General features: G+C 70.8%; 12 protein-coding genes and 1 tRNA gene. 3 read left to right on the top strand and 10 right to left on the bottom strand.

Annotated features, from left to right (window positions below):
• Window positions 1-44: 44 nt before the first annotated feature.
• Together AC4BEG_RS13045 and AC4BEG_RS13040 are read right to left on the bottom strand one after the other, a co-directional pair.
• Window positions 45-120: transfer RNA gene (locus AC4BEG_RS13045), tRNA-Arg, on the bottom strand.
• A 100-nt stretch (window positions 121-220) separates the two neighbouring features.
• Window positions 221-1,372 carry a serine hydrolase domain-containing protein gene (locus AC4BEG_RS13040; RefSeq protein WP_490706049.1) on the bottom strand — a complete coding sequence of 384 codons (1,152 nt, stop codon included), beginning with the start codon at window positions 1,370-1,372 and terminating at the stop codon, window positions 221-223.
• A 98-nt stretch (window positions 1,373-1,470) separates the two neighbouring features.
• Here AC4BEG_RS13040 and AC4BEG_RS13035 point away from each other — a divergent pair, with 98 nt between their 5' ends.
• The 3 genes from AC4BEG_RS13035 to AC4BEG_RS13025 all read left to right on the top strand — a co-directional run bounded on the left by AC4BEG_RS13035 (window position 1,471) and on the right by AC4BEG_RS13025 (window position 3,535).
• Entirely contained in the window at window positions 1,471-2,136 is a 666-nt protein-coding gene (locus AC4BEG_RS13035; RefSeq protein ID WP_490706048.1) for an SMI1/KNR4 family protein, read from the top strand.
• A gap of 89 nt (window positions 2,137-2,225) precedes the next feature.
• Complete coding sequence (locus AC4BEG_RS13030) at window positions 2,226-2,786, top strand: SigE family RNA polymerase sigma factor (RefSeq protein ID WP_490706047.1); 561 nt, start codon at window positions 2,226-2,228, stop codon at window positions 2,784-2,786.
• 5 nt (window positions 2,787-2,791) lie between these two features.
• On the top strand, window positions 2,792-3,535 hold the full coding sequence (locus AC4BEG_RS13025; protein WP_490706046.1) for a hypothetical protein: 744 nt from the start codon (window positions 2,792-2,794) through the stop codon (window positions 3,533-3,535).
• A gap of 293 nt (window positions 3,536-3,828) precedes the next feature.
• On the opposite strand, the gene AC4BEG_RS13020 is transcribed toward AC4BEG_RS13025, so the two are convergent.
• The 8 genes from AC4BEG_RS13020 to AC4BEG_RS12985 form a co-directional block, all read right to left on the bottom strand.
• Window positions 3,829-5,616, bottom strand: coding sequence for an IucA/IucC family protein (locus AC4BEG_RS13020; protein ID WP_490706045.1), 1,788 nt, complete (start codon window positions 5,614-5,616; stop codon window positions 3,829-3,831).
• Window positions 5,613-6,230 carry a GNAT family N-acetyltransferase gene (locus AC4BEG_RS13015; RefSeq protein WP_490706044.1) on the bottom strand — a complete coding sequence of 206 codons (618 nt, stop codon included), beginning with the start codon at window positions 6,228-6,230 and terminating at the stop codon, window positions 5,613-5,615. The genes AC4BEG_RS13020 and AC4BEG_RS13015 overlap by 4 nt, the downstream gene beginning before the upstream one ends.
• On the bottom strand, window positions 6,227-7,534 hold the full coding sequence (locus AC4BEG_RS13010; RefSeq protein ID WP_490706043.1) for a lysine N(6)-hydroxylase/L-ornithine N(5)-oxygenase family protein: 1,308 nt from the start codon (window positions 7,532-7,534) through the stop codon (window positions 6,227-6,229). Before AC4BEG_RS13010 ends, AC4BEG_RS13015 begins: the two co-directional genes overlap by 4 nt.
• Before the next feature lie 33 nt (window positions 7,535-7,567).
• Window positions 7,568-9,151, bottom strand: a complete 1,584-nt coding sequence (locus tag AC4BEG_RS13005) for a pyridoxal phosphate-dependent decarboxylase family protein (protein ID WP_490706042.1) — start codon at window positions 9,149-9,151, stop codon at window positions 7,568-7,570.
• 210 nt (window positions 9,152-9,361) lie between these two features.
• Window positions 9,362-10,243, bottom strand: coding sequence for a siderophore-interacting protein (locus tag AC4BEG_RS13000; protein WP_490706041.1), 882 nt, complete (start codon window positions 10,241-10,243; stop codon window positions 9,362-9,364).
• Between the two features lie 48 nt (window positions 10,244-10,291).
• A complete protein-coding gene (locus AC4BEG_RS12995; protein ID WP_490706040.1) occupies window positions 10,292-11,320 on the bottom strand; it encodes an ABC transporter substrate-binding protein in 1,029 nt (342 codons plus the stop codon).
• 222 nt (window positions 11,321-11,542) lie between these two features.
• The gene (locus tag AC4BEG_RS12990) at window positions 11,543-11,821 is read right to left on the bottom strand and encodes a DUF4190 domain-containing protein (RefSeq protein ID WP_490706039.1); all 279 of its coding nucleotides are present in this window, start codon (window positions 11,819-11,821) and stop codon (window positions 11,543-11,545) included.
• Window positions 11,822-11,824: 3 nt separating this feature from the next.
• On the bottom strand, window positions 11,825-11,980 hold the full coding sequence (locus tag AC4BEG_RS12985; RefSeq protein WP_201876369.1) for a hypothetical protein: 156 nt from the start codon (window positions 11,978-11,980) through the stop codon (window positions 11,825-11,827).
• Window positions 11,981-11,999: the final 19 nt, after the last annotated feature.

Below are 11,999 nucleotides of genomic sequence, written 5' to 3'. Positions count from 1 at the left end.
GATGTCGAACGCCCCGAGCCATGATCGGCTCGGGGCGTTTTCGCTGGTGCCCCCGGCAGGATTCGAACCTGCGACACCCGCTTTAGGAGAGCGGTGCTCTATCCCCTGAGCTACGGAGGCCCGACGGTCTGGCGGCAGGGTGGCCGGTAAGGCCGTGCCGCCGCCAGACAGTGTAGCGGGTGGTGATCCGGAAGCTCCGGGGGTTGGGGGATGGGTGGGGTCAGGCGGTGGCGGTGTGGTGCCAGAAGGCGCGCATCAGTGGGGGCGGGGTGGGGCCGGACATCTGGAGCTGGGTGAGGAGGATCGTGACCGCGCCCGTGGCGGGGGTGAGGTGGCCCGCCGTGCCGGTGCCGCCGACCCAGCCGTAGCGGCCGGGGACGTTCCAGGGGTCGGTGGGGGTGATGTCGACCGAGCCGCCGTAGCCCCAGCCCTGGCCCTCCAGGAAGAGGGCACCGGCCTCGCGCTGGGCCGGGGTGAGGTGGTCGGTGGTCATGCGGTGGACCGAGGTGGGGGAGAGCACGCGGTGGCCGTCGGGGGTGGAGCCGTCGGCGAGGAGCATACGGGCGAAGGCCAGCCAGTCGTCGACGGTGGAGACCAGGCCCCCGGCGCCGGAAGGGAAGGGTGGGACGGTGCTCCACTGGCCGTCCGGGGCGTCGAGGAGCTTCGGGGCGTCGGACTCGTCCGGGCCGTAGTAGCTGGTGAAGCGGTCCCGCTTGTGGGGTGGGACCGCGAAGGCGGTGTCGGTCATGCCGAGGGGGCCCAAGAGGCGTTCCGCCAGGAATTCGGGGAGGGGCCGGCCCGTGACGCGGGAGATCAGGACGCCCTGGAGGTCGGAGGAGAGGTTGTACAGCCAGCACTCGCCGGGCTGGTGCAGCAGGGGGATACGGGCGAGGGTCGCCAGCCAGGCGTCCGGGGGCGCGACGTGCTGAGGCTGGGGCGGGCCCTGCTTCAGTTCACTGAAGAGCGGAGCGATGGCGGGGAGGGAGAAGTCCGAGGGGAAGCCGTGGCCCGTGCGGGAGGTGAGCACGTCGTCCACGGTGATCGGCCGGGTGGCCGGGACCACGTCGTCGACCGGGCTCGCGGGGGTGCGGACGACCATCGGAGACGCCAGTTCCGGGAGCCAGCGCGCGATGGGGTCCGCCAGCGCGATCCGGTCCTCGTCCACCAGTGTCATCACCGCCGCCGCCACGATCGGCTTGGTCATCGAGGCGATCCGGAAAATCGAGTCCCGGGCCATCGGTGTGCTGCCGTCGATCTCCGTGGAACCGATGGCCTCCACCTCCACCTGATCGCCGCGTGCCACGAGGGCCACCGCGCCCGGCAACGATCCGTCGTCGACGTGGGACTGGAGGAGAGCGCGCAGGGTGGTCATCCGGGGCTCCTTCGGGTGAGGGCTGGTGAACGTAGGACCCGTGGCGCGGCGGAAAATCATCGGACCTGGCGTGACGTGCGGCGATACCGTCCCCTTCCATGAGCGGAATATGGACGGGGGTGCGCGAGCGGGTGCTCGCGCTGCGGGAGGCGCCGGGGGCGGCGAACGTTTTCGGGGCCTCGTGGGGGAAGTCCGGGCACGGCTTCGAGCTGCGGCCGCCCCTCGCCGAGGCCGATCTGCTGGCGGTCGAGCGGGTATGGGGGACCACCTTCCCCGAGGAGTACCGCGGCTTTCTGCTGGAGGTCGGAGCGGGCGGGGCCGGGCCAGACTACGGGCTGTTCCCGATGAAGCCGCCCAGTGCGGAGAAGGCCGCTTCAGGGGCGGGGCAACCGCCGCGGACCTTTCGGCCCGCCGCCGTGATGGAGCTCCTCGACGCCCATGAGGAGGCCGCGCCGCACCGGGACGCGTACCCCGACGACGACGCGTATCTGGTGGCCTTCCGTGCCTGGGACCGGCGGGACGACGAGCTTCGCGACGAACTCACCGATGGAGCCCTGTACCTCGGTCACCAGGGTTGTGCGTACTACACCCTCCTCGCCGTCACCGGGCCCGAGCGCGGCACCGTCTGGGACGACGTCCAGGCCGTCGGCGAAGGGGTGGTCCCCATCCAGCGGCCGGGCAAGGAGCGGGTGACGTTCGCCGAGTGGTACCTCGGCTGGCTCGCGGGGGCCGAGCGCAAGGCGTGGGCCGAGGGAGCGAGCTGAACCTCAGCAGCTACGCCGGGTGTTCTTGACCGCCGGTCGGGGGACACCCGGCCCGGGGCCGCCCCGATTCGCGCCCCGCGCCGTACACCATGTGGGAAAAGGGACGGTGCGGACAGCGGCACGAGGGCGAGGAGGCCACGGTGAGCGCAGCGACACCGGGCTTCGAGGAGTTCGTCGCCGCGCGCGGACCGCGGCTGCTGCGCGTCGCGTGGCTGCTGACCGGGGACGTCCATCTGGCCGAGGATCTGCTCCAGACCGTGCTGGCGAAGGTCTGGCCGAAGTGGCGGCGGATCGCCGCGGACAACCCGGAGGCGTACGTCCGCAAGGCCCTGGTCAATACGCACGCGTCCTGGTGGCGGCGGCGCTGGCGCGGGGAGGTCCCGCATGACGAGGTGCCGGATGTGACGGCCGCGCCGGATCCCTTCGAGGGCATCGATCTGGAGCAGTCGCTGGCCGCGGCGGTACGGCGGCTGCCCGGACGGCAGCGGGCGGTGGTGGTGCTGCGGTACTTCGAGGACCTGAGCGTCGAGGACACCGCCGAGGTGCTGGGGTGCAGCGCCGGGACGGTCAAGAGCCAGTCGTCGAAGGCGTTACGCACCTTGCAGTCGCTGGTGCCACGGACCGAAACGGTGGAAGGCGGAGGGTGGTGACGGGCGTGGGTGATGAGCAGCCGACGCGGCCGACGCGTGACGAACGGGCGCGTGACGAACGGGATCTGAGGGCGCTTCTCGAACGGGCCGTACCGCGGCCGGGTGCGCCCGCCGACCGGATGTGGCAAGTACGGCAGCGGGTGCTGCGACGGCGACGGCGCCGGGCGGCGGGACTGGCCGGGGGAGCGGTCGTCGCGTTGATGGTGATCAATGTTCTGTCCCCGGCCCGTGGCGGCGAGGCGGTGTACCGGCCGAACGCCGCGCCGCGCTCGGGGGCCAGCGGTTCGTTCCGTTTCACGGCGCTGGCGCGGATGACGGTCCGGTTGCCGGACGGCTGGAGCGGGCGGGCACTGCCCGCGCGGGCTGGGCGGGATCCGGTGGGGCTGGCCGGCAGCCGGACGACGACCGTGTCCGCGGTGGACTCGGGGGCTTCCTGCCCGGACGTTCAGCGGTACTGCGTGCGCCGGTCGACGCTCCGGGCCGGGGAAGGGCTGATCGTCTTCCGCTTGCAGCGCGGTCATACGGGCAAGGGCGGTGCGGAGGACCTCCTCATGGCTACCGGACTGGGCACGTCCTGCCGGACGGCGGGTGGTACGCGCGAGTTGACCGGCTGGCGCGCGGTGGAGGAGGGCGCGGGGCGCGCGGGCGACGAGCTGGTGCTTGCCTCCGCCTGTCTTCACCGGCCCTCCGCCGCCACGCTCGGCCAGGTGCGGTCCGTCCTGCGGACGGCGGTCTTCCCGGCGGCGTGAGGGGGCCGTTCGTCCGCGGCCGTTCCGCCGGGTTGGCCGCCGACGGTCCCGGTCCCCCCAAGAAAAGGCCCGGCCCCGGCCATTCCCGGCTCGACCGCCGGACCGGCCCCCATGCCGGTCCGGAGGCCGACCGCCCCCGCTGGATGTCGTCCCCCGCACGCCGCGCCCCGAGGGGCGTCCTCCCCGTGCCGGGGCGACGGCCCATCGTCGCCCTCCTGGACCGGGACCGGTCCCCGGAGCGCGCTTGGGCCGGGGCCGTTCCCCGGGAGGGCCGGACGCCGGCAAACCCCCGCTCAGCCCTCCGGGCGGAAGCGCGCGATCGGGTTGCGCAGGGTGCCGATCAGCTGGAGCGCTCCGGCCGGGTCCTGGAGGTCCACCATCTCCTTGTTGTTGCGCAGTTGGAGACGGTTGAGGCAGGACAGCGCGAAGTCCTCGGCGAACATGTCGTACTGGGCGAACTTGTCCGCCAGCTGCGGTGCGGAATCCTGATACGCCGTGACGCAGTCGGCCACCGTGCGCCAGAAGGCGTCTTCCGTCAGCAGACCGTCGTCGACCAGGATCCCGTTGAGGAAGCGCAGGAAGCAGTCGAAGACATCGGTGAAGATCGACAGCAGCTTCATGTCCTCGGGGACGTCCGCGCGGATGCGCTCGACGGCCGGGGGCAGCACCGCGGCCGGGTCCATGACCGCGATCTCCTCGGCGATGTCCTTGAAGATGACGCGCCGTACCGCGCCGTCCTCGATCACCAGGATGGCGTTCTCGCCGTGCGGCATGAAGACGAGGTCGTACGCGTAGAAGCTGTGCAGCACCGGGGTGAGATACGCGTCCAGGTAGCGGCGCAGCCACTCGGCCGGGGTGAGGCCGGACTCCTCGATGAGGGCGCTGACAAAGGAGTTGCCGTCGGTGTCGGTGTGCAGCAGGGACGCCATGGTGGCCAGCCGCTGGCCGGGTTCCAGCGACGGGACCGGGCTTTCGCGCCACAGCGCGGCGAGCATCTTGCGGTAGGGGGAGTAGCGGTTGGTGGCGGCCTCGTACTGCCGGTGGTGGTAGCCGATGGCCGCCCGCTCGCGGATGATCGAGAAGCGAGCCGCGCGGAAGACGTCGTCGGCCTCGATGACGCCCGCCAGCCAGTCGTTGATGGCCGGGGTGGCCTCCATGTAGGCGGCGGACAGGCCCCGCATGAAGCCCATGTTGAGGACCGACAGGGCGGTCTTCACATAGTGCTTGGACGGGTCGCTGGTGTTGAAGAAGGTGCGGATCGACTGCTGGGCGAAGTACGCGTCCTCGCCGGGGCCGAGGCAGACCAGGTGCCGCCGGGCGACCTCGGCGGCGAAGGAGACCGAGAGCTTGTTCCACCACTGCCAGGGGTGCACCGGCAGCAGGTGGTAGTCGGCCAGGTCCAGGCCGAGGCCGGTCATGGTGTCCGCGAAGCGGGCGAGGGTCTCCTCGCCGAGCTCGGAGCGGATCAGCCCGTCGTAGTCGAGATCGGCGCAGCAGGTGAAGGTGGAGCGGTCGCGGCGGGCGGCGAGCCAGATCAGCTGAACCGGGCTCGCGGTCTCCGGGGCGTACGAGAGGTATTCGTGGACGCCGAAGCCGAGCCGGCCGTTGTTGGCGACGAAGCAGGGGTGACCCTCGGTCATCCCCGTCTCGATCTCCTGGAAACCGGACTTGGCGAGCTGGGCGGCGCCCACCGGCTCGGCGGCCAGTTTGTAGGCGGAGCCGGACAGGGTGGAGCTGATCTCCTCCAGGTAAACCGGCAGGATCTCCTCGCTCAGGCCCAGTGTGGCACGCAGCTCGATGAAGAAGTCGAGTGCGTCGAGGGGGAGTTCGGCGCCGTCCCGGCCGTGGCGGGTGATGCTGTCGGCGTCGACCAGCCAGTGTTCCAGGGACAGGACGCGGGCGGCGAAACGGTACGTCGAGGCGCCGTTGTCGCTCGGTACGGCGTAGCGGCCGTCGTCCTCGAGCACGGGCGTCAGCAGCCGCTCATGGGTGAACTCGGCGAGCGCCTTGCGGATGAGCAGGCGGCCCGCCCGCTCCCACAGGTCGGGCGTGAGGTGGGAGACGGCGTCGCGGGGGCTCATCGGGTCACTCCATGGGTGTTACGGGGACGGGGTCCGGCGGCGGAGCCGTCGGCAGCACCGGCGGCACGCGCGGCCTCGAACCGCTCACGCGTGCACACGCTCAGATAGGCGTCCTTCTCCGGTTTGGCGATCTTCTCGACGACCTCGAATCCGACGGCCGCGTTGAGCGCGTGCACCGCCCCGTTGCGGACGTCGGGCTCGACCACGACGCGCCGGACCGCCGGGTCGGCGAAGCAGAACTCCATCACCGTCGTGATGACGGCGAGGGTGAAGCCGTGCAGCGGCGTGTCCGTCGGCGCGCACAGGAAGTGCATGCCGAGGTCGCCCTCCTGGGGCTCGTAGAGCCCGACCAGGTCCACGTGGGCCGGGTCGTAGCGCTCGGCGAGGAAGGCGGGGGTGCCCTCGTACAGCCCGATGAACGCCTCGTGGTGCGGGTGTTCGTGGATCCGCCGGTACTCCCGCTCGACCTCGGCGAGGCCGGCGTCCTGCATCATCCAGAAGGACGCCTTGGGGTGGGTCACCCAGCCGTGCAGCAGCGCCGCGTCGGCCGTGGGGTCCAGCGGCCGCAGCGCGAAGGCGCCGAGCCGGTCGTCGGTACGGGTGAAGAGGGTCATGACACGGCTCCTTCCGGCGCACCGAACTCCTGGAACGCGATGGACTTCTCGATCGGATAGTGCTCACGGCCCAGCAGCTCGCGGATGATCCACGAGTTGCGGTAGGGGCCCATGCCCAGATCCGGGGAGGTGAGGCTGTGGGCGTGGGTGGCACCGTTCTGGAGGAAGATGCCGCGCCCGGTGGTGTCGACGCTGTAGTTGCGGGCGACGTCGAAGCGGCCGTGGCCGTCCCAGCGGATGCGGTCGCGTACCGGCTCCAGGAAGGCGGGCACCTGGTAGCGGTAGCCGGTGGCGAGGACCAGTCCCTGGGTGGTGAGGGAGAAGTCCCGGCCCTGCTCGGCGTGGTGCAGCGCGAGGGTGTACGTCCCGGCGGCCTCGTCGTACGAGGCGTCGGTGAGCGCGGTGTTGGTCAGCAGCCGGGTGGGCACCGGACCGCTCACGCTCTTCTGGTACAGCAGGTCGTAGATGGCGTTGATGAGGTCCGCGTCGATGCCCTTGAACAGGCCCTTCTGCTCGGACTCCAGCCGGTAGCGGGTGTCCTCGGGCAGTGCGTGGAAGTAGTCCACGTACTCCGGCGAGGTCATCTCCAGCGTGATCTTGGTGTACTCCAGCGGGAAGAACCGCGGGGAGCGGGTGATCCAGTTGAGCCGGTAGCCGTGGCTGTCGATGTCGGCCAGCAGGTCCTGGTAGATCTCCGCCGCGCTCTGGCCGCTGCCCACGACGGTGATGGACTCCTTGGCCTGGAGGGCTTCCTTGTGCTCCAGGTAGCGCGCGTTGTGCAGCAGATCGCCGCCCAGGCCACGGCAGGCGTCGGGGATGTACGGCGGGGTGCCGGTGCCCAGGACGAGGTGGCGGGCGCGGTACGCGGTGGTCTCGCCGGTGGTGGCGCGGACCGCGTGCACCGTGTAGACGCCGTCGGCCTCGTGGTACTCGACGCGGGTCACCTCGTGGCCGAAGCGGACGCTGCTGAGCTTGGCGGCGGCCCAGCGGCAGTAGTCGTTGTACTCGGCGCGCAGCGGATAGAAGATCTCGCGGATGTAGAAGGCGTACATCCGCCCGGACTCCTTCAGGTAGTTGAGGAAGGAGTACGGGGAGGTGGGGTCGGCGAGGGTGACCAGGTCGGCCATGAACGGGGTCTGGAGGGTGACGCCGTCCAGCAGCATCCCCGGGTGCCAGTCGAAGTCGGGCTTGCTCTCCAGGAACAGGCCGTCGAGTTCGTCGATCGGCTCGGTGAGGCAGGCGAGGCCCAGGTTGTAGGGGCCCAGTCCGACCGCGATGAAGTCGTGGGTGTGAGGGGTGGACACGGGGGTCTCCGGGAGGGGTCGGCGGTCAGCGGCTCAGCTGGCGCGGGAGTGGCTGAGTTCGGGCTCGATGTGCAGGGCCAGGTACTGACCGGCGTGCTCGGCGAGGAGGTCGAGGACGAACGCGATGTCGCTCAGCGAGGTCTCCGGGTTAAGCAGCGTGAACTTCAGATAGTGGCGGCCGTCCACGACGGTGCCCGCCACCACGGCCTCACCGGAGGCGGCCAGGGCCTCGCGGGCGTGCAGATTGGCCCGGTCGACGAGGGCGGGGTCGCACATCGCCTCGGCGGGCGGCACATAGCGGAACACCAGCGTGGACAGCTGGGGCTGGGTGACGACCTCGTAGCGCGGATCGGTGTCCAGCAGGCTCCATCCCTCGGCGGCCCGGTCCACCACCTCGTCGAAGAGCGCCCCGATGGCGTCCGCGCCCATGATGCGCAGCGTCAGCCACAGCTTGAGCGCGTCGAAGCGGCGGGTGGTCTGGATGGACTTGTCGACCTGGTTGGGGATCAGGTTCTCGGCGCAGCGCTCGGGGTTGAGGTAGTCCGCGTGGTACGTGGCGTGGCTGAGCGTGGCGCGGTCGCGGACCAGCACCGCGCTGGAACTCACCGGCTGGAAGAAGGACTTGTGGTAGTCCACGGTGACCGAGTCGGCGCGCTCGATGCCGTTGAGCAGATGGCGGCGGGTGGTGGAGGCCAGCAGTCCGCAGCCGTACGCGGCGTCCACATGGAGCCAGGTACCGTACCGGGCGCACAGTCCGGCGATCTCGGGCAGTGGGTCGATGGAGCCGAAATCGGTGGTCCCGGCGGTGGCGACGACGGCCATGACGACCTGGTTCTCGCGGCGGCAGATGTCCAGTTCGCGGGCGAGGGCGACGGTGCGCATCCGGCGGTCCTGGTCGCACGGGACGGGGATGACGGCTTCGTAGCCGAGCCCGAGGATGGCGGCGGCCTTCTGGATGGAGAAGTGGCTGGCCTCGGAGGTGAGGATGCGCAGCCGCGGCAGGATCGCGGACTTGGGCGGGATCTCCCCGGACCCGGTCGCCGCCGCCTCCTTCTCCACCAGCTTGCAGGCCTCGTCGCGGGCGAGCAGTATCGCCTGGAGGTTGGACTGGGTGCCGCCGCTGGTGAAGATGCCGTCCGCGGCCTCGCCCAGGCCGATGCGCTCGGCGGTCCAGTCGATCAGACGGCGCTCGATCAGGGTGCCGCCCGCGCTCTGGTCCCAGGTGTCCAGCGAGGAGTTGACGGCGGACAGGACCGTCTCGCCGAGCAGCGCCGGGATCACCACCGGGCAGTTGAGGTGGGCGAGATAGCGCGGGTGGTGGAAGTAGACGGCGTCCTTGAGGTAGACGCCTTTCAGCTCCTCGAGCGCCGCGCCCGCGTCACCCAGCGGCCGTTCCAGGTCGATACCGGAGATCTCGGGGGCCAGTTGGGCGGGGGTGACACCGCTGAACGGGCGGTCGGTGCGGGCGACGGTGGCGGCCACCAGGTCGACGCCGCCGGTCACGGAGCGCCGGTAGCGCTCGGCCGTACGGTCGTTGAAGAGGTGGGCCCGGCCATCCGCCGCCCCCGGTATCGACTCCGGCGACGGGTCCTCAGCGGTCTGCGCGAGGAAACTCACGGTCTGTCCCTTCTGGAAGCGGGCGTGGGGGTGCGTCCGCGGGCGGGTGGGCGTGTGGGTGCCCCGGCCGCTGGGGCCGGGGCGCGCCGGAGCGCACCGCCGGTCAGTCGCCCGTCGGCCAGTGGTGATCGGTATGGGGGAGGGTCCGGGAACGAGGAAGAAGAGAGAAGAAGAGGGGAGGAGAAGAGAAGACGAGGGGATGCGAGGGGGTCAGTTGTCTTCCGCGGGGCCGGTGCCCGACACGGCTTCCTCGACGAGCTGTTCCTCACAGGCGCCCAGGCGCCAGTAGCCGGTGAAGGTCACGGCCTTGCGGTCGAAGCCGCGTTCGCGGACCAGATGGCGGCGCACCTCGCGCACCGTCCCGGCCTCGCCCGCGATCCAGGCGTACGGGGTGCCCCGGGGCAGCTCCGCGGCGCGCAGCGCGTCCAGGACGAGGGCGTGGCGCGGGGTGCCGGGGACGGCGCCGTTCCGGACCAGCCAGGTGATCTCGGCGTCGGCGGCGGTGGGCAGTTCCTGGATGTCCTCGGCGTGCTGGACCTCGATCCAGACCTTGGCGAGGGTGCCCGCGGGGAGCCACTGGAGGCTTCCGGCGACGGCGGGCAGCGCCGTCTCGTCGGCGGTGAGGAGGACCCAGTCGGTGCCGGGCGGCGGGCGGAAGTCGACTCCCGCGTTGTCGTCCTCGGTGGGGCCGAGCAGGGTGACGCGGTCGCCGGACTCGGCACGGGCGGCCCAGCGCGCGGCCGGGCCGCCGTCCTCGTGGAGGGCGAAGTCCACGTCGATCTCGCCGGGTTCACGGCGCTGGTCGCGCACGGTGTACGAGCGCATGACACCGCGGACGGCGGGGTCCATGGCCCGCCAGGCGGCGAACCAGCCCTCGCCGTGCTCGGTGGGCACGACGGGGGCGGACTGGCCCGGATGCGGCAGGAACAGCTTGAAGCGCTGGTCCCGGCCTCCGGTGGCGAAGTCCTTGAGACATCCGCCGCCGAAGGTGATCCGGGCCATGGAGGGTCCGAGCGGACGGGTGCGCACCACCCGCGCGTCGAAGAAGCGGAACGGGACGGCGGTGGGGGCGGTGGTGGCTGCGGTGGTCATGGGAGGGGGTCTTCCCTTCGCTTGCCGTGGATCGGCTCGGGCGGCGGGTCAGCCGACCTTCTTCGCGTCCTGGATCGCCTTGGTGAGGGACTCGACCAGCGGCGCCGCACCTGCGTAGGAGAACCGCGGCTCGCTGCTCCAGGGGGCGATCTGGCCGGCCTTGACGGCGGGCAGCTTGGACCAGGTCGGCTTGCCGGTCAGGGCCTCGGGCTGGAGGGTGGCGGTGCGGTTGTCCAGGAAGAGCACATCGGCGTCGTACTTGTCGGCGTTCTCCCAGCTGAGGCTCTCGAAGTAGCCGCCCTTGTCGGTCTTCTGGGGCTGGACGAAGTCGACACCGAGCTCGCTGAAGTAGATCAGGTCGGCGTTGATCTTGGGGTTGGAGACATAGAAGAGGTCGGCGCTGGCGGAGCAGGCCATGACCTTGATCCGGTGCGATTTCACCGTCTTGCGCAGCTCTTCGGAAGCCTTCTCGAAGCGCTTCTTGGCCTCGGTGACCTTCTTGGCCCGGAGGTCGGCGCCGAGGGCCTCGGCCAGCTCGGCATAGCGCTTGATGGGCTCCACCATGGAGACGCGGCCGGTGGTGATGGCGGCGCTCGGGGCCAGGTCCAGGATCTTCTTCTTGCTGTCATCCGGGATGTAGAAGAGCGCGCCCGGGTCGTACATGTTGGTGATCAGCAGATCGGGGGTGAGCGAGGCGTACTTCTCGACCTTGAACTGCCCCCAGACATCGCCCAGGGACGTCGCGCGGTCGACGGGGAAGTCGCCCGCCTGGACGTCCGGCTTGCCGTTCTTCAGCTTGCTGGGGCCGAAGATGCCGGTGATCTGCTTGTCGATGCCGAAGTCGTAGAGCGCGGCCGCGGCGCCGATGTACGCCACGATGTGCTCGGGCGCGCTGTCGGCGCTGATCTTCTTCTCGCGGTCATCGATGAACGACCAGGAGCCGCCGCCTTTGCCGCCGTCGCCGGAGTCCGAACCCCCCTTGCTGCCACAGGCGGTGACCAGGGCGCCGAGTCCGACGGCTCCGCCAGCGGCGAGGAGACCGCGGCGGGACAGGGGGAGTGCTCTGGCGTGACGCATGGTGCCTTCTCTCGATCTGCATGCTGCACGGGGACGTGGCCACGGGACGGCGACCCGAGGACGTAGTTAGGTTAGCCTAACCAACATGATTGTCCAGGGGGCGGGGTCCGTCCTGCCCGGCGATCGAGAGGTGCCGGCGCCGGACCGTGGCGAACGCGCGACACCCCGCGGCAGGCACAACAGGCGTGCCCGCGCGGGGTGTTGGGATGCGCTGTCGGTCCGTCAGCCGCCGAACTGCCAGAAGACGGACTGATCCAGGGTCACCAGGACGATGAGCAGGATCACGTCCACGACGCCGAGTGCGATCCCGAGCAGCGCCCGGCCCCGGCGGCTCGTCTCGCGGGCGAGCGCGAGCGTCCCGAGGACGATGGCGCACGGTCCGAAGACGGCGTTGAAGAGCAGGGTGCCGATGAGTCCCAGGACGAAGGAGGCGACGGCCATGCCGTCGGCGTCCTTGCGGGCCCGGGCCGGCGAGGTGCGGGTGGGTGCGGTCAGTGCCATGGGTCAGCTCCCCTTGTGTCCGGTGCGTTCGCGGATGAAGAAGACCGTCAGCCAGACGCCGATGGCCGCGGAGGCGGCGAGGAACAGCGGGAGCGGGGTGTGTGCCGCCGCGCCCAGCAGAATCCCCATCAGGGCGAGAGCCGCGACGATGAAGAGCATGTGGGCCTCTCTCGAAGAG

It is taken from the genome of Streptomyces sp. JLBJ103 (assembly GCF_058215575.1).
This window is presented reverse-complemented; position numbering and strand designations above follow the sequence as displayed.

What these genes read in the sequence shown, in the direction of transcription:
- AC4BEG_RS13040 (WP_490706049.1), bottom strand. Translation starts at nt 1,372, where the DNA reads ATGACCACCCTGCGCGCTCTCCTCCAGTCCCACGTCGACGACGGATCG.
- AC4BEG_RS13035 (WP_490706048.1), top strand. Translation starts at nt 1,471, where the DNA reads ATGAGCGGAATATGGACGGGGGTGCGCGAGCGGGTGCTCGCGCTGCGG.
- AC4BEG_RS13030 (WP_490706047.1), top strand. Translation starts at nt 2,226, where the DNA reads ATGTGGGAAAAGGGACGGTGCGGACAGCGGCACGAGGGCGAGGAGGCC.
- AC4BEG_RS13020 (WP_490706045.1), bottom strand. Translation starts at nt 5,616, where the DNA reads ATGAGCCCCCGCGACGCCGTCTCCCACCTCACGCCCGACCTGTGGGAG.
- AC4BEG_RS13015 (WP_490706044.1), bottom strand. Translation starts at nt 6,230, where the DNA reads ATGACCCTCTTCACCCGTACCGACGACCGGCTCGGCGCCTTCGCGCTG.
- AC4BEG_RS13000 (WP_490706041.1), bottom strand. Translation starts at nt 10,243, where the DNA reads ATGACCACCGCAGCCACCACCGCCCCCACCGCCGTCCCGTTCCGCTTC.
- AC4BEG_RS12995 (WP_490706040.1), bottom strand. Translation starts at nt 11,320, where the DNA reads ATGCGTCACGCCAGAGCACTCCCCCTGTCCCGCCGCGGTCTCCTCGCC.
- AC4BEG_RS12990 (WP_490706039.1), bottom strand. Translation starts at nt 11,821, where the DNA reads ATGGCACTGACCGCACCCACCCGCACCTCGCCGGCCCGGGCCCGCAAG.
- AC4BEG_RS12985 (WP_201876369.1), bottom strand. Translation starts at nt 11,980, where the DNA reads ATGCTCTTCATCGTCGCGGCTCTCGCCCTGATGGGGATTCTGCTGGGC.